The organism is Kribbella sp. NPDC004138, assembly GCF_053603655.1.
The window spans coordinates 1-20,029 of record NZ_JBSGFZ010000035.1 but is presented as its reverse complement, the minus strand read 5'-3'; the positions used below and the strand labels follow the sequence as shown (position 1 = coordinate 20,029).

The 20,029-nt window shown below is 69.3% G+C and carries 14 protein-coding genes; 8 read left to right on the top strand and 6 right to left on the bottom strand.

The genetic code is table 11. The features are described from left to right. Positions 1 to 58: 58 nt before the first annotated feature. On the bottom strand, positions 59 to 3,514 hold the full coding sequence (locus ACWEOO_RS37155) for an NACHT domain-containing protein (protein WP_452147033.1): 3,456 nt from the start codon (positions 3,512 to 3,514) through the stop codon (positions 59 to 61). Between the two features lie 261 nt (positions 3,515 to 3,775). Between ACWEOO_RS37155 and ACWEOO_RS37150 the strand changes: the two genes are divergently transcribed. Genes ACWEOO_RS37150 through ACWEOO_RS37135 form a run of 4 tightly spaced genes read left to right on the top strand, consistent with a single transcriptional unit; the run spans position 3,776 to position 8,182 of the window. Further along, complete coding sequence (locus tag ACWEOO_RS37150) at positions 3,776 to 4,618, top strand: MIP/aquaporin family protein (protein ID WP_363708140.1); 843 nt, start codon at positions 3,776 to 3,778, stop codon at positions 4,616 to 4,618. Positions 4,619 to 4,657: 39 nt separating this feature from the next. Further along, complete coding sequence (gene glpK / locus ACWEOO_RS37145; RefSeq protein WP_452147032.1) at positions 4,658 to 6,175, top strand: glycerol kinase GlpK; 1,518 nt, start codon at positions 4,658 to 4,660, stop codon at positions 6,173 to 6,175. Positions 6,176 to 6,211: 36 nt separating this feature from the next. After that, on the top strand, positions 6,212 to 7,924 hold the full coding sequence (locus ACWEOO_RS37140) for a glycerol-3-phosphate dehydrogenase/oxidase (RefSeq protein WP_452147031.1): 1,713 nt from the start codon (positions 6,212 to 6,214) through the stop codon (positions 7,922 to 7,924). A 54-nt stretch (positions 7,925 to 7,978) separates the two neighbouring features. Beyond that, complete coding sequence (locus tag ACWEOO_RS37135; RefSeq protein WP_452147030.1) at positions 7,979 to 8,182, top strand: hypothetical protein; 204 nt, start codon at positions 7,979 to 7,981, stop codon at positions 8,180 to 8,182. Positions 8,183 to 8,210: 28 nt separating this feature from the next. On the opposite strand, the gene glpK (ACWEOO_RS37130) is transcribed toward ACWEOO_RS37135, so the two are convergent. From glpK (ACWEOO_RS37130) to ACWEOO_RS37110, 5 genes are all read right to left on the bottom strand, one after another. Beyond that, positions 8,211 to 9,731, bottom strand: a complete 1,521-nt coding sequence (gene glpK, locus ACWEOO_RS37130) for a glycerol kinase GlpK (protein WP_452147029.1) — start codon at positions 9,729 to 9,731, stop codon at positions 8,211 to 8,213. 33 nt (positions 9,732 to 9,764) lie between these two features. Next, positions 9,765 to 10,523, bottom strand: a complete 759-nt coding sequence (locus tag ACWEOO_RS37125) for an IclR family transcriptional regulator (RefSeq protein WP_359924945.1) — start codon at positions 10,521 to 10,523, stop codon at positions 9,765 to 9,767. Positions 10,524 to 10,592: 69 nt separating this feature from the next. After that, entirely contained in the window at positions 10,593 to 13,115 is a 2,523-nt protein-coding gene (locus ACWEOO_RS37120) for an ABC transporter permease (protein ID WP_452147028.1), read from the bottom strand. Further along, entirely contained in the window at positions 13,115 to 13,900 is a 786-nt protein-coding gene (locus tag ACWEOO_RS37115; protein WP_452147027.1) for an ABC transporter ATP-binding protein, read from the bottom strand. Before ACWEOO_RS37115 ends, ACWEOO_RS37120 begins: the two co-directional genes overlap by 1 nt. Positions 13,901 to 13,950: 50 nt before the next feature. Further along, positions 13,951 to 14,838, bottom strand: coding sequence for a RecB family exonuclease (locus tag ACWEOO_RS37110; protein WP_359924953.1), 888 nt, complete (start codon positions 14,836 to 14,838; stop codon positions 13,951 to 13,953). 129 nt (positions 14,839 to 14,967) lie between these two features. Here ACWEOO_RS37110 and ACWEOO_RS37105 point away from each other — a divergent pair, with 129 nt between their 5' ends. The 4 genes from ACWEOO_RS37105 to arc all read left to right on the top strand — a co-directional run bounded on the left by ACWEOO_RS37105 (position 14,968) and on the right by arc (position 19,886). Then, a complete protein-coding gene (locus tag ACWEOO_RS37105; protein ID WP_452147026.1) occupies positions 14,968 to 15,849 on the top strand; it encodes an intradiol ring-cleavage dioxygenase in 882 nt (293 codons plus the stop codon). A gap of 35 nt (positions 15,850 to 15,884) precedes the next feature. After that, positions 15,885 to 17,039, top strand: coding sequence for a site-2 protease family protein (locus tag ACWEOO_RS37100; RefSeq protein WP_452147025.1), 1,155 nt, complete (start codon positions 15,885 to 15,887; stop codon positions 17,037 to 17,039). Between the two features lie 63 nt (positions 17,040 to 17,102). Beyond that, the gene (locus ACWEOO_RS37095; protein WP_359924962.1) at positions 17,103 to 18,041 is read left to right on the top strand and encodes a tRNA (adenine-N1)-methyltransferase; all 939 of its coding nucleotides are present in this window, start codon (positions 17,103 to 17,105) and stop codon (positions 18,039 to 18,041) included. Positions 18,042 to 18,140: 99 nt separating this feature from the next. Then, positions 18,141 to 19,886 (top strand): proteasome ATPase, encoded by a 1,746-nt coding sequence (gene arc / locus ACWEOO_RS37090; RefSeq protein WP_452147024.1) that lies wholly within the window; start codon positions 18,141 to 18,143, stop codon positions 19,884 to 19,886. Positions 19,887 to 20,029 lie beyond the last annotated feature (143 nt).

Below are 20,029 nucleotides of genomic sequence, written 5' to 3'. Positions count from 1 at the left end.
AGACGCCCGACCCCGGCGAATGGTTGGCACGCCCGCCGCCGGCTCTCTCAGCGGTCGCTCAGCTGCGAGCGACCTTTCGCAGCACCTCAACCAGAATGTCACCGGGTTCCAATGCAACGGCCCGGCTCTCCAGATAGAGCTTCAAGAGGACATCGGAGTGCTCGGGCCAGGTCTCCACCAGGTGACGCATGTCCTCGGCGGCGATGCTGGCGAGAATCTCCCCCTCGAGGCCGTGGAAGACGCTCAGAGCGCCGCGCTGGGCCGTCCAGTGGCTTGGCTGCTCGACGCGCAGGTAGGTGACGAACTGCGGAGCGAAATAGGTGTGTGCGCAGGCGACCGGTGTCTGCGCCAGTCGGCGGTCGACGTCGAGCCGCATGTCCCGCAGCTGCTCGCGGACGGCCCCAGCGGCGTCCTTCTCGGCGCACCACAGCATGGCGACGACCGCCGGCGCGACCTCGGCCGGAACTGCGCAAATGTGGTCCCGAAGGCCGGGTATCGCATCGAGCACACTCGGGTGGCAGATCACGGTCGCCGCGAGCTCGACCTCGTAGCCGGCGGCCTCCGGCGTCGGGAACGCGTGGGTGAGTAGGCCGGTGACGTCTTCGGCAGACAGCTGACCAGCTGCCCTGGAGAGTAGGACAAGGATTGCTCGCTTGACCTTGCTGTTCACGGCGGGTCGTGCGGAGAGGACCATCAGCAGGCGCCGGTACCACGTGAGGTCGTAGGGGAGTGGATGATCGAAACCCGGTGTGCCCGAGCTCGCGAAGTGAATGATCGCTATCTGCTCGATCGCCGCAAGATCTTGCTCTCGCCACGGATCCCACGGATCGTCAACCACCTGGGCCGCAAGAGCACCGACCATCAATCTCGCCTTGAGCGTCAGGTCGCCCATCAGTTCAGCTTCGTTGATCATGACGTCCGTCGTCGAGTCGATCCTGGAGCAGAGCCGCAGCTCCCACCAGGGCGATGGTTCCGCCACGGTCTCCACGCCGAGTGCGGTCATGACGCTGAACCAGCCCGCGGGGTCGATACCGGCATGCCACAGATGCACCAGGGGGCGCCAGCGCTCGGCCGCGTCGGGCCCGACGAGCTCCTGTACCGGAACCGAGTTGTCGTCGATCAGGACACGGAGAAGAGTGAGATTGGCGGTGTAGCAGGCGCGGCGGCGTACCGGGTCGTACTGGGTGGGGTGGTAAAGCTGGTCGCCCGTGTCAGCGCGGTTCAGTTCGCGGCGTAGCAACTCGCTGATGGTGGCCTGGAGCGACTCGAGGTGATGGTCGGGGAGTCGCTCCGCCAGTTCGGCGATGAAGAGCCGGACGGGGCCGCGGCTGCTGAGCGGCTGGTGGCCGAGGAGCCGGCGCAGGAGTTCGTCGTTGAGGCCGCTCGGTTGCGGAGCCAGCTCGGTGGCTTCCAGTTCGCGGTGACGCATGAGTTGGACGAGCAGTTCGAGGACGAGTTCCGCGACCAGGAACTCGCCGAACGTCGCGTGGAGGAACTCGTAGGCGCTGCGTTGTTCGCGGTCGGCCCGGGGGTTGTGGACGAACATGAACTCGCCGAGGACCCGGTCGGCGGCGCTCAGGGGCTGGATGGCGGCCGAGGTGGCGGCGGGTGGGTCGAGTGCGGCGAGGTCGGCGTTCAGTTCGGTGTCGGTGATGTGCTGGCGGCCGCGGTTGAACATGCCGATCGCGGCGTACTGGAGTTGCCGGCGTCGCTGACGCTGCAGCAACTTCTGCTCGGCCTCCGAGGCGCCGGGCGCGGTCTTCTCGGTGATCTGGCGGGTGATGAAGCGGTCCAGGATCCGCTGGTACAGCTCGCTCTGCGTCAGATCGGCGCCGCCCAGCTGGTTCGTGCCGAGCTCGGCCAGGTAGACCGCGAGCATCAGCAACAGCAACGGCTGGCCGGTCAGCTCGGCGATCTCGTCCGAGGCCGTCATCTCGTCGATCTCGAGCGGGACGAACGACGCGATCCCGGCGTGGGCGGCGTTCCAGGCGCTGAGCCAGCGCTCGATCCGCGGCCGGTCGAACTCGCGGAGCTTGATCATCGGCGTGTCGGTCGCGATCTCGGCGCGGTCGGCGACGACGGTTCGGGACGTGACGATCACCGACGTCGGCGTACCCAGGGTTCGGGCCCGCTTCTGGAACTCCTCGACCTTCGACAGGTACGCCGATTGCGTCACGCCGGTCGCCTGCACGAGCTCGTCGAAGCCGTCCAGGAGGACGACGAGGTGGCAGCGGTGCGGACAGCTGCCCGGATCGGGGCAGGACCCGCAGGCGCCGCACTCCTGGCGCAGCTCGTCCAGATCGGCATTCGGTCGTTGAAGGGCGCGCTGCAGTTCCTTGGTGACCTGAAGCGTCAGATCGTCGTCCGGATTGACCGAGCGCAGTGGTACCCGGACGACCGCGAACGCGTCTTCGGGCAGCTGGGCGGCGAGCACCTCGGTCAGCAACGACTTGCCGGCGCCCGGATGGCCGAGCAGGAGAAGCGGGCGGCGCGCGCCGTCCGGGCCGGCCAGGTAGCTTGCGAGGTACTCGACCAGCGACGAGTGCTCCGGCTGCTCCGCCCACCAGCCCTCGTCGGACGGCCGCGACCGATCGTCGGCGACGGCGTAATGGAAGGACGGTTCGACGAACCCGTCCCGGACCGTGGGTGAAGCGATCGACTGGGTACGGGACCGCAGCAGCGGCTCGTCGAGCACTTCCCGGGCCGCGAGCGCCAGCTTCTCGCGGTAGCCGTTCCGGGGCGCGGGGGTACCGGGCATCACCATCGAGAGCATCGTCGTGAGCTCACCCAGCGCCGCGGTCTGCGCCCGGATCAGCTCGCGCGTGCCCGCGAACTCGTTCAGTGTCACCCACAGACCGAACGGCGCGGACGCGCTGAGCTCCAGCATCCGGCTGCGGTACAGGAATGCGGCCCGTTCGACGATCGCGTCGAGGAGCCCGGCCACCGGCACGGGTTCGAGCCGGTTCCACGCCTCCAGTCCGGTGAAGAAGTCGAGGCACCGGCGTCCGAGGGCCTCGTAGTACGGCTTGAGGTTGTGTTCGAGGTTCGCCTCGAGGCCGAGCTCCGGCGACGACAGGGGTACGACGACATCGAACAGCTCGTCGTGGTCGCTTCCCGGGACGGCGAGGAGTCGGCGCCGCTCGCTGTCGGTGAGGCCGAGATCGCGGTAGTTCGGGCCGATGATGTGCGGCAGCGCGTCGAAGAACGAGGCGACGGCGGTGATGGTGTGGGCGGCCACGACGAGCTCGAGCTGGGTCTTGTCCTTCGTGCCGCGCAGCCTCTTGGACACCTTGCTGACGAGGGCGTCCAGCAGACTCACGGCTTCGTTCTTCGGGTCGATCAGCGACAGCCAGGCGGCGGCGGTGAGCCCGGCGACCGGTCCGCCCGCAAGCGTCGCGGTGGCGGCGCCGGCGAACACCGCCGTACCGAAGAACCGCTCGAGCGCCGATCGGTTCCGGTCGTCGATGTCGAGCACGGACAGCGCACCTCGAAAGGTGTACGGCGACAGAGCCATAGACGGAGCTCCCGGAGGCGGATCGGACGCGGAAGAACAACCTAGCGTCGTACGGTCGACTCATGCCGGAACCGCTGGACCCGAAGCCGGGCCGGGTGGTCTCTACCGCTGTCTGTGAGCAATCAGGCGCTTACTGAGTGTCGTAGCTAGGCGGTCGGTGGGCATCGTTCGACAATGTCGAACGGCGGGCGTTGTACCGAGGGGGGTTGGATCTTACATTCCAGCCAGCCGTGGTCGTCACGGCTTGAAGGGAGGCCAAGCATGGCTACGACCGAAGCGGTCAAACAAAGAACCCTTCTGGGGGAGTGTTCGGCGGAATTCGCCGGAACGTTCATCCTGATCCTGTTCGGTGTCGGGGTGGTCGCCCAAGTGGTGGCGGGCGGCATCGGGAATCACGACTCCATCGCGTGGGCCTGGGGTATCGGCGTGATCATGGGCGTCTACGTTTCCGCCCGGCTCAGCGGTGGCCACATCAATCCCGCGGTGACGATCGCCCTGGCGGTCTTCCGCGGGTTCGCCTGGCGGAAGGTGCTGCCGTACATCGGGGCACAGTTCCTGGGCGCGTTCGCGGCGGCGCTGGTGGTCCGCTGGAACTACTCGAAGGTGCTGCACCACTTCGACCCCGGACTGACGATCAAGAGCCAGGGTGTGTTCTCCACCCTCCCGGGCAACGGCAACACCGAGCTCGGGGCCGGCATGTGGAGCGGCTTCCTGGACCAGATCATCGGCACCGCGATCCTGATGCTGGTCATCCTGGCCATCGTCGACCTGCGCAACACCGCGCCGGCGGCGAACCTCGGCCCGTTCATCATCGGCCTGCTGGTCGTCGGCATCGGGATGGCCTGGGGCACCCTGGCCGGCTACGCGATCAACCCCGCGCGTGACTTCGGCCCGCGGCTGGCCTCCTACCTGACCGGTTACGGAGGAGCCTTCAAGGACCAGTTCGGGGATCCCTATTTCTGGGTCCCGATCGTGGGACCGATCATCGGTGCGCTCATCGGCGGTCTGCTGTACGACCTGCTGGTCGGCCGGTATCTGCCGGTCAGCGACGTGGACGAGGAGCCGGGCCGGGTTCCGACGCCCGAGGGGGAGACGGCGGCATGATGCAACGCACTACAGCGCACTGTGAGGAGAGGACTTTCCATGGCTGACTTCGTCGGCGCCGTCGACCAGGGCACCACGAGCACCCGTTTCATGATCTTCGACCATTCGGGCAACGAGGTGGGCATCCACCAGTTGGAGCACGAGCAGATCCTGCCGCAGGCGGGCTGGGTCGAGCACAACCCGGTGGAGATCTGGGAGCGCACCAGCTCGGTGATCCGGACCGCGATGAACGCACAAGGCCTGCAGTCGAGCGACCTGGCCGCGCTCGGCATCACCAACCAGCGCGAGACCGCGGTGGTGTGGAACCGGAAGACCGGCCGGCCGTACTACAACGCGATCGTCTGGCAGGACACCCGGACCGACCGGATCGCGTCCGCCCTCGAGCGCGAGGGCAAGGGCGACGTGATCCGCCAGAAGGCCGGTCTGCCGCCGGCGACGTACTTCTCGGCCGGCAAGGTGCAGTGGATCCTGGAGAACGTCGACGGGGTCCGGGAGGCGGCCGAGGCCGGGGACGCGGTGTTCGGCAACACCGACACCTGGCTGCTGTGGAACCTGACCGGCGGGACGGACGGCGGCGTGCACATCACCGACGTCACGAACGCCAGCCGCACGATGCTGATGAACCTCGAGACCCTCGACTGGGACGACGAGCTGATCAGCTTCTTCAACATCCCGCGGCAGATGCTGCCGGAGATCCGTCCGTCGTCGGACCCGAACAAGTACGGCGAGACGCTCGCCAACGGTCCGCTCGGCGGCGTCGTACCGCTCACCGGCGACCTCGGTGACCAGCAGGCCGCGACCGTCGGCCAGGTCTGCTTCAACCCGGGCGAGGCGAAGAACACCTACGGCACCGGCAACTTCATGCTGCTGAACACCGGCACCGAGCTGGTCCGCTCGAAGGCGGGCCTGCTCAGCACGATGTGCTACAAGTTCGGCGACGAAGCCCCGGTGTACGCGCTCGAGGGCTCGATCGCGGTCACCGGCTCGGCGGTGCAGTGGCTGCGTGACCAGCTCGGCATCATCTCCGGTGCGAGCGAGACCGAGACGCTGGCCCGTCAGGTCGAGGACAACGGCGGGGTGTACTTCGTCCCGGCGTTCTCCGGCCTGTTCGCGCCGTACTGGCGCTCGGACGCCCGCGGCGCGATCGTCGGCCTGTCCCGCTTCAACACCAACGCACATCTGGCGCGCGCAACACTGGAAGCGATCTGCTACCAGAGCAAGGACGTCGCGGACGCGATGGAGAAGGACTCCGGCGTGAAGCTCGACGTGCTGAAGGTGGACGGCGGTGTCACGGCGAACGAGCTCTGCATGCAGATGCAGGCCGACATCCTCGGCGTACCGGTGAGCAAGCCGGTCGTTGCGGAGACCACCGCGCTCGGCGCGGCGTACGCGGCCGGGCTCGCCGTGGGCTTCTGGAAGTCCAAGGACGAGCTGGTGCAGAACTGGAACGAGGCCAAGCGGTGGGAGCCGCAGTGGAACGACGAACAGCGCACTCAGGGGTACGCCGGCTGGCAGAAGGCCGTCCAGCGCACCCTTGACTGGGTCGACGTCGACTGATTGAGCACGACCAACGAAATCGGAAGGACGAACACAGTGGCTGTAGTGGCTCTGTCACCGCAAGCAAGGGCCGACGCGATCGACGCGCTGGCCGACGGACGGGAACTGGACGTCCTGGTGATCGGTGGCGGGGTGGTCGGCACCGGCTCGGCGCTCGACGCCGCCACCCGCGGCCTGACCACCGGACTGCTGGAGGCCCGCGACTTCGCGAGCGGCACCTCCAGCAGGTCCAGCAAGCTGATCCACGGCGGCCTGCGCTACCTGGAGATGCTCGACTTCCGGCTCGTGCACGAGGCGCTGCAGGAGCGCGGTCTGCTCCTGCAGCGCCTGGCGCCGCACCTGGTGAAGCCGGTTCCGTTCCTGTACCCGCTGCAGCACCGCTGGTGGGAGCGGTTCTACGCCGGCGCCGGCGTCGCGCTGTACGACGGGATGGCGGTCAGCTCCGGTCTCGGCGCCGGGCTGCCCATCCACCGGCACCTGACCCGGCGCGGCGCGATGCGACTCGTCCCGTCGCTGAAGAAGTCCGCGCTGGTCGGCGCGTTGCAGTACTACGACGCGCAGGTCGACGATGCGCGGCACACGATGGAGCTCGCCCGGACCGCGGCGTCGTACGGCGCGCTGGTCGCGAACCGGGTGAAGGTGACCGGTTTCCTGCGGCAGGGCGAGCGGGTGACCGGCGTCCAGGCGAAGGACCTGGAGAGCGGTCGTGAGTTCGAGGTCCGGGCGAAGCAGGTCGTGAACGCGACCGGCGTCTGGACCGACGACACGCAGGCGATGGTGGGCGAGCGCGGGCAGTACCACGTCCGCGCGTCGAAGGGCATCCACCTCGTCGTACCGAAGGACCGGATCCAGTCCAGCACCGGGATGATCCTGCGCACCGAGAAGTCCGTGCTCTTCATCATCCCGTGGGGCCGGCACTGGCTGATCGGCACCACGGACACCGACTGGCACCTGGACAAGGCGCACCCGGCCGCGACCAGCAAGGACATCGAGTACCTGCTGGACCACGTGAACGCGGTGCTCACCACGCCGCTGACCCGCGAGGACGTGGAGGGCGTGTACGCCGGTCTGCGGCCGCTGCTCGCGGGCGAGTCGGAGAGTACGTCGAAGCTGTCCCGCGAGCACGTCGTCGCGCACGCGGCGCCGGGCCTCGTGGTGGTTGCCGGCGGCAAATACACGACGTACCGGGTGATGGCCAAGGACGCGATCGACGCGGCCGCGGACGCGCTCGACGGGCGGGTGCCGCGCAGTGTCACGAAGAACATCCCGCTGGTCGGCGCCGACGGCTACCAGGCGCTGTGGAACCAGCGGCAGCTGATCGCGCACCGGTCCGGGTTGCACGTGGCCCGGATCGAGCACCTGCTGAACCGGTACGGCGCCCTGATCGAAGAGGTGCTCGAACTGGTCGCCGAGGATCCGTCGCTCGGCGAGCAACTGCCGGGCACCCAGGACTACCTGAAGGCCGAGATCGTGTACGGCGCCAAGGCCGAGGGGGCGCGTCATCTCGACGACATCCTGGCCCGGCGGACCCGGATCTCGATCGAGGCCTGGGACCGCGGGGTCGGCGCCGCCGAGGCCGCCGCCCGGCTGGTCGCGCCGATCCTCGGCTGGGACGAGGCGACGATCGACCGCGAGGTGTCGTTCTACCTCAAGCGTGTCCAGTCCGAGCGTGACTCGCAGGACCAGCCCGACGACGAGTCCGCCGACAAGGTCCGCCTCGAGGCCCCGGACATCGTCTCGCCCGCCTGACGTCTGGACGCCGTCGTCCCTCCCGTGCCTTACTCGGAGCGGGAGGGACGACACATGGGGGAGACGGCACAGCTGCGCGGTCCCTGGCGGACGATGTCCGTGACCGGCGCAGCGAGCGGCCTGGCCGGCCTGGTCCTGGTCGGTACGAGCCAGGCGCTGGCCTGCTTCGTCTCGGTGCCGTACTCGATCTTCTGGATCTGGGTCGTTGCTGTCAGCATCCAGCTGTTCCGCGGCCGGCTGCCGGAGAGGGCCGGCTGACGCTCTTCGGCCGTGCACGAAGGGGTTGCTACAGCTCGTGGTCCTCGGTGCGGATCCAGTTGAAGGTGCGTTGGACAGCGGCCTGCCAGTTCGCGTACTCCGTCGCGCGGCGGGCCGGATCCATGTGCGGCACCCACTGGCCGGCGCGGTGCCAGTTGCTGCGCAGCCCCTCCAGATCGGGCCAGTAGCCGACCGCGAGCCCGGCGGCGTACGCCGCTCCCAGCGACACCGTCTCGGTCACCATCGGCCGGACCACGCGGACGTCGAGCAGGTCGGCCAGGAACTGCATCAGCAGGTTGTTGGCCGTCATCCCGCCGTCGACCTTCAACGCGGTCAGCGCGATCCCGGAGTCCGCGTTCATCGCGTCGACCACCTCGAGGGTCTGGAACCCGGTCGCCTCGAGGACCGCCCGGGCCAGATGCCCCTTGGTGATGTAGCCGGTCAGTCCGGCGATCACCCCGCGCGCCTCGCTGCGCCAGTGCGGTGCGAACAGCCCGGAGAACGCTGGCACGATGTACGCGCCGCCGTTGTCCTCGACCGTGCGCGCCAGCGTCTCGATCTCGGCCGCGGTGTGGATCATGCCGAGCCCGTCGCGGAACCACTGCACGAGCGACCCGGTGACCGCCATCGAGCCCTCGAGCGCGTACGACGCGGGCTGGTCGCCGATCCGGTACGCCACGGTCGTCAGCATCCCGTGCTTGGACCGGACGATCTCCTGCCCGGTGTTCATCAGCAGGAAGGACCCGGTGCCGTACGTGCATTTCGCCTCGCCGGCGCTGAAGCAGGTCTGACCGAACAGCGCCGCCTGCTGGTCGCCGAGCGCGGCGCCGATCCGGACCCCGGGCAGGACTTCGGTCGCGGTCGCGAGCACCCCGGACGACGGACGGATCTCGGGCAGGATCGCCCGCGGTACGTCGAACGCCTCGAGCAGTTGGTCGTCCCAGTCGAGGGTCTCGATGTTCATCAGCATCGTGCGGCTGGCGTTGGTGACGTCGGTGACGTGCTGGGCGTTGCCGTCCGGGCCGCCGGTGAAGTTCCAGATCAGCCAGGTCTCCATGGTGCCGAACAGGATCTCGCCGCGCTCGGCCCGCTGCCGCAGCCCGGGCGTGTGGTCGAGCATCCACCGGATCCGCGGCGCGGAGAAGTACGTCGTCAACGGCAGGCCGCACAGGTCCGCGAACCGGTCCGGGCCCTCCTCGCCCGCCAGTTCGGTGACGAGCCGGTCGGTGCGGGTGTCCTGCCAGACCACGGCGTGACCGATCGGTTGCCCGGTCCGGCGGTCCCAGAGCAGGCTGGTCTCGCGCTGGTTGGTGATGCCGATGGCAACGACCTGGGACGGCGCCGCGCCGATCTGCCGGATCGCCGCCGGCACCACGCGGGTCACGTTCCGCCAGATCTCCTCGGCGTCGTGCTCGACCCAGCCCGGCCGCGGGAACAGCTGCCGATGCTCCCGCTGCGCCACCGACACCAACCGCCCGCGCCGATCGAACAGGATGCACCGGCTCGAGTTCGTCCCCTGGTCCACTGCCGCCACGTACTGCTCAGCCATCCCCCCACCCCTCATTCACCCGGCCGCCCCCGGTCATGTGTCGTCGCGGAGATCGCGGGCGATCGCATCGGCGGTGGCGCGGACCATGCTGATCAGGTCGCCGCGGTGCCGCAGCCGGCTGTCGCAGATCCGTTCTACCCGGCCGGCCAGGCCGACCGCGCCGACGACCAGCCCGCCGAGACCCCGGATCGGCGCCGCGATACTCGCCAGCTCGACGGTGTGCTCCTCGAACTCGGTCGCCCAGCCACGCGCCCGGACCGTCGCCAGCTCCTCGGCCAGCCGCGCCGGGTCGGTGATCGTCCGGGTGGTGAACGCCTCGAGTTTGCGCGGCCGTGTCGCGCCGCTCGCGTCGAAGGCCAGCACCGCCTTCCCGAGCGCGGTCGCGTGCGGCGGCAGCGTCGTACCGACGTCGAGGTCCTGGTCGCTGTCGTCGGGGCGGAACACGTGGTGCACGACCTCGACCTTGCCCTCGACGAGGCGGCCGACCCGGACCACCTCACCGCTGCGCGACGCCAGCGAATCGGCCCAGTTGATCGCGCGGCTGCGCAGCTCGTTCGGGTCCAGGTAGCTCTCACCGAGGCGCCCGAAGGCGTCGCTCAGGTGGTAGTGCGCGCCGCTGTGGTCCTGGTCGACGAAGCCGACCTGGTGCAGCGTCCGGAGGATCCCGTGCACGGTCGGCTTCGCGAGCCCGAGCGCGTTGCCCAGATCGGCGACGCCCAGCCCGTCAGGCGCGGCGGCGAGCAGTCGCAGCACCGCCGCGGCCCGCTCGATCGACTGTACGGTCCCCGGCACACCGGCAGGCTACCTGTGAATCACTGGTCTGGCTCCACCTCAGGCGTCACGCCACGTGTCATCCTGCGGTCATTCCGACGCGATAGCCCGCAGGACATCGAGGCGCGCAGCACGGCGTGACGGCCAGACAGCGGCGAGTACGCCGAACACCATCGCGACCGCGGCCGCGATCACGAGCTGCAGCACCGGGATGTCGCGGACAGCGAGCCCGTCGTCGACCATCGCCGCCTGCACCGAGGCCGCGAACGTCACGCCGATCGCCAGCCCGAGCAGCGCCCCGAACAGCGTGATCGCGATCGACTCGACCCGGAGCATCCGGCCGAGCTGCGGCCGGTCCATCCCGATCGCGCGCAGCAGCCCGATCTCCCGGGTCCGCTCGACGACGCCGAGCGCGAGCGTGTTCACGATGCCGAGCAGCGCGATCAGGATCGCCATCGCGAGCAGGAACCCGACCGCGGCCAGGACGCCGTTCACGGGCTCCCGCGCGACCGCGGCGTACGCCTGCTGGTCGCGGACCTGGAGCGCCGGGTAGTCCGTCCGCAGCTGGTCGAGGATCGCGGTCCGGACCTGCGCCACCTGATTGCCGTCGGCAACCCCGACGTACAGGAGGTTGTCGCTCGGCGAGCCGCCGAGCGTCTCGTACGTGGACAGTGACACGACGACCGCGTTCAGTTGCCGGTTCGGCGCCAGGATGCCGCCGACGGTCAGGGTGTGGGTGCCGCTCGTGGTCTTCAGGGCGAAGGTCTTGCCCACCGTGAGCGCGAGGGTCTTGGCGAGGTTGCGGGGGAGGAGCACCTGGCCGGAATCGAGCGCCGCGGCTGAGCCGGCGTCGAAGTGCGTGGTGACGGGCCCGGCCAGCGTGCCGTCGCTGATCCCGCTGATCCGGACGCTCGCCTTGCCGACCTCGCCCGTCTGCTGGCGGACACGATGTACGGAGCTGACCCCCGGGACCTTCGCGGCCCGGTCGCCGACCTCGGTGCTGAAGCTGGGCGCGCCGTCGTTGCTGACCAGGATGTCGGCGGTGCCGAGCGCCTCGACGATGCTCCGGTCGATCGAGGCCTTCACCGAGGCCCCGATCACCAGCAGGCCGGAGATCAGCGACACCGAGATCATCAGCGCCGCCGCGGTCGCCGACGTACGGCGCGGGTTCCGCTCGGCGTTGCGGCGCCCGAGCGTGATCGGCGCCTTCCGGCCGAACGGGTACATCAGCGCGCGGACGACGTACCGGCTGACCAGCGGGCTGAGCATCACGATCGCGAGCACCGCGGTGCCGGTGCCGAGCGTGATCAGGACGGCTCCGGGGACGCCGCCGGCGTTCACGCCGATGGCGTAGAACATGACGGCCATCAGGAGCATGAACGCGCCGATCAGGACCCGGACGAGCAGCGAGCGCTCCGGGACCCGGATGTCGTCGCGCATCGCCGCGACAGGCGGCAGCTTGCCCGCCCGGCGCGCGGCGGGTGCAGCGGCCGCCATCGTGACGCCGATGCCGATCACGTAACAGGCGATGATCGTGGTCGGGGTGACCTGCAGCGCCGCCGTCGGGATCCGCAGCTCGAGCCGCTCGTAGAAGAACCGGATCCCGACCGCCACGCCGATCCCGATCAGCAGCCCGAGCGTGGCGCCGACGAACCCGATGACGGCGCTCTCGGCCAGGATCGTGCCGGTGATCTGGCCGCGGGACGCGCCGATCGCGCGCAGCATCGCGAGCTCCCGGGAGCGCTGCGCGACCACCATCGCGAACGTGTTGACGATCAGGAACGTGCCGACGAACAGCGCGAGGAAGGCGAACAGCAGCAGGACGGTGCCGAACCCGCCGAAGGTGTTGTCGAGGTCGTGCTCGCCGTCGGCGGTGACCTGCTTCGCCGTCCGGACCTGCACCGAGTCGCCGACGGCCTTGGCGATCGCCTGGCTGACCGAGCCGGGGTCGGCCCCGGGCTGGACCGAGACGGTGACCGACGTCCAGCCCGGCCTCCCGAGCAGCAGGAGCTGGGCCGTCGCGCCGTCGAAGCTGACCAGCGGGGCACCGGCCGCCGCGCCGGCCTGGGCCGGCGTGGTGGTCGCGGTGAGCGTCGCGGTGACGGCCCGGGTCGGCGTGACGATCCGGACCTGGTCGCCGAGCGAATAGCCCGCGCGGTCCGCGGTGGACTCGTCGAGTGCGAGCTGGCCGCTGCCGGACGGCGGTACGCCGGTGAGTGGCTTGAACGGCGCGTTCTGCGGGTCCCGCGGCCAGTTCGCGCCGAAGGACGACAGGCCGTAGTTCTGCAGCAGCTTGCCGTCCGGGCCGAGGATCTGGACGTTGCTGATCATCAGCTGCGGGGCCGCGTCCTGGACTCCGGGAACGGTACGGACGCGGTCGACGACGTCGGACTGGAAGGTCGCGGGGCGGTCCGTGCCGGTCTCGATCGGCGACGTGGGCGTGACGGTGATATCCGCCGTACTGACCTGGAAGTTCTTCTTCAGCGCGGTCGAGAGGGTGTCGGTGAACACCATCGCGCCGCCCGCGAACGCGACGCCGAGCGTGACGGCGAGCGTGCACAACACGAAGCGGAGCCGGTGCGCGAGGACCGAGCGGAGGCCGAGCTTGAACATCAGCCGGCCAGCTCGCCCGCGGCGCTGCCGGCCCTGTCCCGGTGTTCCTGCTCGAGGTCGAGTTCCTTCATGGTGTCGAGCACCGACTCCGCGGTCGGGTCCACCAGCTCGGACCGCAGCCGGCCGTCGGCCAGGAACAGCACGCGATCGGCGTACGACGCCGCGGTCGGGTCGTGGGTGACCATCACGACGGTCTGCTGGAAGTCCCGCACGGAGCGGTGCAGGAACCCGAGGACGTCACCGGACGCCCGCGAGTCGAGGTTGCCGGTCGGCTCGTCGGCGAACACCACGTCCGGCCGCGAGACGAGCGCGCGGGCGCAGGCGACCCGCTGCTGCTGCCCCCCGGACAGCTCCGACGGCTTGTGCCGGAGGCGGTCCATCAGACCGACCGTGTCGACGACCGTGGTCAGCCATTCCTGGTCGGGTCTGCGACCGGCGAGATCGAGGGGGAGCGTGATGTTCTCCAGCGCGGACAGCGTCGGGACCAGGTTGAACGCCTGGAACACGAACCCGATCCGGTCGCGGCGCAGATGGGTGAGCTGCTTCTCCGGCAGCGTGGTCAGGTCGACGTCACCGAGGAACACCTTCCCGTCGGTGGGCTTGTCGAGGCCGGCCAGACAGTGCAGCAGGGTCGACTTGCCGGAGCCGGACGGTCCCATGATCGCGGTGAACCGGCCCTTCCCGAAGTCCGCGCTCACCCCGGCCAGTGCGTCCACCTGCGTCAGCCCACCGCCGTACCGCTTCCAGACGTCCGCCGCCCGCACCGCCACATCACCCACGCTCATGCCACGAACCGTATCCACCCAGGGTTCCTCCGCCCGGGTGCAGGTAGGGCCTAGCCGTCGACTGTGATCAGGTCTATGCCTGCCGACTCGGCCGCGACCTCTTCGACGGAGCGGGTCGGCAGCGGCGGCGGTGTGCCGCCCCACGCCGGACACAGCGGCTTGTGGTCGCACCAGTCGCACAGCGGGCCGGGGCTGGGGCGCCAGTCGCCGGAGTCGAGGGCACGGGTGATGGCGACCCACAGCGCGGAGACCTTGCGCTCGCAGGCCCGCAGATCGGCCTCGTCCGGGACGTAGCGGACGATCTCGCCGTTGCCCAGGTAGACCAGTTGCAGCATCGCCGGCACCACACCGCGCAGCTTCCACAGCACCAGCGCGTAGAACTTCATCTGGAACAGCGCCTTCGCCTCGAAGAACTCCGACGGCGAGCGACCAGTCTTGTAGTCGACCACTCGGATCTCCCCGGTCGGAGCCACGTCGAGGCGGTCCACATACCCCCGCAGCACCAGCCCGGAGTCCAGCGCGGTCTCGACATACAGCTCGCGCTCGGCGGGCTCCAGCGCATTCGGATCCTCGAGTGTGAAGTACTTCCCGAGGAGGTCGTGCGCCTCGGCCAGCCAGGTGGCCAGCTCCTCGCCGCTCGCATCCTCGGCGAACAGCTCCGCGACCTCCGGCTCGGCCTCCAGCAGGCGCTGCCACTGTGGCTCAAGCATCTGCGCCGCCTGCTCCAGCGTCCGCTCGCCGCGCGGCAGGTCGAACAGCCGCTCCAGCACCGCGTGCACGACCGTCCCGCGGACCGCGGCCGACGACGGCTTCTCCGGCAGCCGGTCGACGACCCGGAACCGGTACTTCAGCGGGCAGCTCATGAAGTCCGCGGCTCGAGAGGGCGACAAGGCGCCCCGCGGGTGCTCATGCGGATCGGCAGCAGCTGCAACGCTCATGCCTCAAACCCTAGGCACAACCACGGACAGTTCGCCCGCATCCCACTCCGTGCCTGTGGAAAACCGCCTCCCAGCGAACTCCCAGCGAACTCACGGCCGGCCTGCGGCGGGCGTTGCCATGCTCGAAACATGACGCCACCGACGCAGCCGCCTCCGAACCACGACCGCGGTCTCGAGTACGACCTCGCGACCCTGCACCGCCGCCGTTTCCTCGGCCTGTTCACCGCGGCCGGCCTCGCCGCCGTCGCCGGCTGCTCGGCCGACGAACAGACGGCCGGCACACAGACCGGCACACAGACCGGCACATCGACCAGCGCATCGACGAGTGCCTCACCGTCCGCCTCGTCGTCCGCCACCTCCGGTACGACGACGAGCGCCGCCACCGACGTCGACGAGATCCCGCAGGAGACCGGCGGACCGTACCCGGGCGACGGCTCCAACGGCCCGAACGTCCTCACCCAGTCCGGCATCGTGCGCAGCGACATCACCAAGTCGTTCGGCTCCGCGTCCGGCGTGGCCACCGGCGTACCGCTGTCCGTCGAACTCACCGTCGTCGACGCCGGCCAGGACACGGCTCTCGAAGGTGCGGCCGTCTACCTGTGGCACTGCGACGCCCAGGGACGGTACTCGTTGTACTCCGACGGCGTGACCGAGGAGAACTACCTCCGCGGCGTCCAGTCGGCCGACGGGTCGGGCAAGGTCACGTTCACGACGATCTTCCCGGCCGCGTACATGGGCCGCTGGCCGCACATCCACTTCGAGGTCTACGCGAGCGCCGACGAGGCGACCAAGGCCGGCCAGATCACCCGCACCTCACAGCTCGCCCTCCCGAAGGACGTCTGCAGCACGGTCTACGCCACCGACGGGTACGACGGCAGCGCGGAGAACCTCAGCCGGACCTCGCTGGAGAACGACAACGTGTTCGGCGACGACGACGGCGTACACCAGCTCGCGACCGTCACCGGAGACGTCACCGGCGGGTACGTCGCCACGCTGACGGTGGGTGTGTAGCGCAGCGTTGACACCGGCCAAGTAGCGTTGGGGTGATGCCAGACTCGCGCGAATCCCAGAACCCCGCCCAGCCGGCCGGTCCGCCACCGCCCGGAACGTGGGTACTGGGTCGTGTCCGCGGCATCCGGCTGACCATGCGCTTCACCTGGCTGCCGGTGGCGATGCTGCTCGCGATCGGCTTCGCCGCGATCATCGGCCAGCAGTTCCCGGAGCTCGGCGGCTGGCGGTACGTGGCCGCGTTCGCGTTCGTCGTCGCGTTCACGGTTTCGATCCTGATCCACGAGTTGGCGCACGCGCTGATGGCGATGAAGTTCGGCATCCCGGTGTCCGAGATCAACCTCGGCTTCTTCGCGGCCGGTACGCACATCGAGGGCGAGCGGAAGTCGCCGCTGGAGGAGTTCGCCGTCTCGGTCGTCGGGCCGATCGCGTCCCTGATCGTCGGCGGGCTGGCCTACCTCGGCTCCCGCGCCGTCGACGAGGGCGTCGGGTACGTCGCGCTGTGGGAGCTCGGCATCGCGAACCTGATCGTCGGCGTCACGAACCTGCTGCCCGGCCTGCCGCTGGACGGCGGCTGGGTGCTGCGGGCGATCGTGTGGAAGCTCACCGGCAACATGCACACCGGCACCATCGCGGCCGCCTGGGCGGGCCGGCTGCTCGCGATGGGCGTGCTCGTGCTCCCGGTCCTGCTGGAGGAGATCTGGGGCCGGCAACCGTCGATGATCGACTTCGTCATCGCGCTGCTCGTCGGGTTCTTCCTCTGGTCCGGATCGACCGCCTCGCTGATGCAGGCCCGGCTGCGGCGCAAGCTGCCCGCGCTCCAGGTCCGCACGATGGCCCGGCGCGCCATCGCCGTCCACTCCGGCACGCCGGTGTCGGAGGCGGTCCGGATGGCGTCCGAGGCGCACGCCGGAGCGGTCGTGGTGATCGACGGCGACGGCAAGCCGCACGCGCTGGTGTCGGAGACCGCGGTCGCCGCGGTGGCCCCGAACCAGCGCCCGTGGACCACGGTCTCCGAGGTCTCCAGCCGGATCGCCGCGGGCCACATCATCGGCGTCAACGACACCGGCGAGGAGATCCTCGCCACACTGCGTGAGCACCCTGCGTCGGAGTACCTGGTGCTCGACGCCGACGGCGGCGTGTACGGCGTCCTCGCGACGTCGGACGTGGAACGCGCCTTCCGCGGCCGCTGATCACGCGGCTGACTACACGCTGATTACTCGGTCGGGGTGACCGAAAGTTAAGGTGAGCGCCTTATGGCTGACTTGCGTGACTTTCCCGACCAGGCGTTCTCCGGCGTCCACCACGGACCGCTGCAGGAGGGCGAGTGGATCACCCTGCAGGACTCCAAGGGCCGCCGGCACTCGGTCAAGCTGGAGCGCGGGAAGATCTTCCACACCACCAAGGGCGGGATCGCGCACGACGACCTGATCGACGGCCCGGACGCGGTCACGATCCGGTCCAAGGGCAACGTCGAGTACCTGGCGCTGCGGCCGCTGATGGCCGACTACTCGGTCTCGATGCCGCGCGGCGCCGCGGTGATCTACCCGAAGGACACCGCGCAGATCGTCACGATGGCCGACATCTTCCCGGGCGCGAAGGTGGTCGAGGCCGGCGCCGGTTCCGGCGCGCTGACCACCGCGCTGCTGCGCGCGGTCGGGATCCACGGCCAGGTGATCTCGTTCGAGCGCCGCGAGGACTTCGCCGAGGTCGCCCGCAAGAACGTGACCGGTTTCTTCGGCGGCGAGCACCCGGCCTGGCGGCTCGAGGTCGGCGACCTGGTCGAGAAGCTGAACGAGCAGGACGTCGACCGCGTCGTGCTTGACATGCTCGCCCCCTGGGAGTGCGTCGACGTGGTCGCTGAGGCCCTTTCGCCCGGTGGGGTGTTCTGTGCCTACGTCGCCACCACGACGCAGCTGAGCCGCGTTGTGGAGACGCTGAGGGCACACGGGGAGTTCACCGAGCCGCGCGCGTGGGAGTCGCTCGTGCGAGACTGGCACGTAGAGGGTCTCGCCGTCCGTCCGGGCCACCGGATGCAAGGACACACAGCCTTCCTGGTCACCGCCCGGAGGATGGCGCACGGGGTGCAGGCACCCCGCAAGAAGCGCCGTCCGGCACCGGGTGCGTACGGCGACGACTACTCCGGCCCGCGCCGCGCCGAGCCGTCGTCCGAAACTTCTGACGACATGCCGTAGGCAACGGACTCATCCGCAACCGACACGTGATGGGATTCAGCTTGCCCGGCGAGGTTTTCTGGGTAAGGTCCATAGGGTCGAGCCCCACATGGTGAGGTGATGATCGTGGCTGGAGACGAGAGTCCTACCGCGGCAGAACTGCGTAACCAGGTCCGGTACCTGGAAGCCGAGGTCGCGGCGTTGCGACGTCGGCTGCTCGAGCACCCGGCTGACAGCCGGTCGCTCGAGAGCAGACTGTCCGAAACCCAGGCCTCCTTGGCGAGTGTCACCGCTCAGAACGAGCGGCTGGCGGACACGCTGCGGGAGGCGCGAGAGAAGATCATCGCCCTGAAGGAGGAGGTCGACCGGCTGGCGCAACCGCCGTCCGGATTCGGCACCTTCCTCGGACGGAACGAAGACGACACGCTCGACGTGTTCACCGGCGGCCGGAAACTTCGGGTCGCGGCGAGCCCGTCGGTGGACCTGGACGCGCTCAAGCTCGGCCAGGAACTGATGCTGAACGAGGCACTCAACGTCGTCGAGGCCTGCGACTTCGAGGTCGTCGGCGACGTGGTGATGCTGAAGGAACTGCTCGCCGACGGCGAGCGGGCGCTGGTGATCGCGCAGGCCGACGAGGAGCGCGTGGTGCGGCTCGCGTCGCCGCTGCTCGACGCTGCGTTGCGGTCGGGCGACTCGCTGCTGCTGGAGCCCCGCTCCGGCTACGTCTACGAGAAGATCCCGAAGTCCGAGGTCGAGGAGCTGGTGCTCGAAGAGGTCCCGGACATCGACTACACCCAGATCGGTGGCCTGTCCGGCCAGATCGAGCAGATCCGGGACGCCGTCGAGCTGCCGTACCTGCACAAGGACCTGTTCCTCGAGCACGAGCTCAAGCCGCCGAAGGGCGTGCTGCTCTACGGCCCGCCGGGCTGCGGCAAGACGCTGATCGCGAAGGCGGTCGCGAACTCGCTGGCCAAGAAGGTCGCCGAGCGCACCGGGATCGCCGAGCAGAAGTCGTTCTTCCTGAACATCAAGGGTCCGGAGCTGCTGAACAAGTACGTCGGCGAGACCGAGCGGCACATCCGCCTGGTCTTCCAGCGGGCCCGGGAGAAGGCGTCCGAGGGGATGCCGGTGATCGTGTTCTTCGACGAGATGGACTCGCTGTTCCGCACCCGCGGCTCCGGTGTCTCCTCCGACGTCGAGAACACCATCGTCCCGCAGTTGCTGAGCGAGATCGACGGTGTCGAGGGCCTGGAGAACGTCCTCGTGATCGGTGCCTCGAACCGTGAGGACATGATCGACCCGGCGATCCTGCGGCCCGGCCGGCTGGACGTGAAGATCAAGATCGAGCGCCCGGACGCGGAAGCTGCCCGGGACATCTTCTCGAAGTACCTGACCGCCGGGCTCCCGCTGCACGCCGACGACCTCAACGAGTTCGGCGGCGACCGGCAGGGCTGCGTGGACGGGATGATCCAGCGCACCGTCGAGCGGATGTACACCGAGGCCGAGGAGAACCGGTTCCTCGAGGTCACCTACGCCAACGGCGACAAGGAGGTCCTGTACTTCAAGGACTTCAACTCGGGCGCGATGATCCAGAACATCGTCGACCGGGCGAAGAAGATGGCGATCAAGGCTTTCCTCGACGAGAACCAGAAGGGCCTGCGGGTACAGCACCTGCTGCAGGCGTGCGTGGACGAGTTCAAGGAGAACGAGGACCTCCCGAACACCACGAACCCGGACGACTGGGCCAGGATCTCCGGAAAGAAGGGCGAGCGGATCGTCTACATCCGTACCCTCATCTCCGGCAAGCAGGGCACCGAGCCGGGTCGCTCGATCGACACCGCGACCAACACGGGTCAGTACCTGTAAGACCGCACCTGAAACGCCCGGCTGCCCCCGGCAGCCGGGCGTTTCGGCGTCCCGGCCGGTCCCGGCCGGTCCCGCGGCAAGCTGCGGAGCCGGGGTGGCGGGGTGTCGTGGGGATCGGGTGGGGGCGGGGTGGCCGGGTGGGG

Bases quoted from the DNA above. Each gene is read 5' to 3' on its own strand.
- glpK (WP_452147032.1), top strand. From the start codon at position 4,658: ATGGCTGACTTCGTCGGCGCCGTCGACCAGGGCACCACGAGCACCCGT.
- arc (WP_452147024.1), top strand. From the start codon at position 18,141: ATGATCGTGGCTGGAGACGAGAGTCCTACCGCGGCAGAACTGCGTAAC.
- ACWEOO_RS37100 (WP_452147025.1), top strand. From the start codon at position 15,885: ATGCCAGACTCGCGCGAATCCCAGAACCCCGCCCAGCCGGCCGGTCCG.
- ACWEOO_RS37115 (WP_452147027.1), bottom strand. From the start codon at position 13,900: ATGAGCGTGGGTGATGTGGCGGTGCGGGCGGCGGACGTCTGGAAGCGG.
- ACWEOO_RS37150 (WP_363708140.1), top strand. From the start codon at position 3,776: ATGGCTACGACCGAAGCGGTCAAACAAAGAACCCTTCTGGGGGAGTGT.
- glpK (WP_452147029.1), bottom strand. From the start codon at position 9,731: ATGGCTGAGCAGTACGTGGCGGCAGTGGACCAGGGGACGAACTCGAGC.
- ACWEOO_RS37120 (WP_452147028.1), bottom strand. From the start codon at position 13,115: ATGTTCAAGCTCGGCCTCCGCTCGGTCCTCGCGCACCGGCTCCGCTTC.
- ACWEOO_RS37105 (WP_452147026.1), top strand. From the start codon at position 14,968: ATGACGCCACCGACGCAGCCGCCTCCGAACCACGACCGCGGTCTCGAG.
- ACWEOO_RS37095 (WP_359924962.1), top strand. From the start codon at position 17,103: ATGGCTGACTTGCGTGACTTTCCCGACCAGGCGTTCTCCGGCGTCCAC.
- ACWEOO_RS37135 (WP_452147030.1), top strand. From the start codon at position 7,979: ATGGGGGAGACGGCACAGCTGCGCGGTCCCTGGCGGACGATGTCCGTG.
- ACWEOO_RS37110 (WP_359924953.1), bottom strand. From the start codon at position 14,838: ATGAGCGTTGCAGCTGCTGCCGATCCGCATGAGCACCCGCGGGGCGCC.
- ACWEOO_RS37155 (WP_452147033.1), bottom strand. From the start codon at position 3,514: ATGGCTCTGTCGCCGTACACCTTTCGAGGTGCGCTGTCCGTGCTCGAC.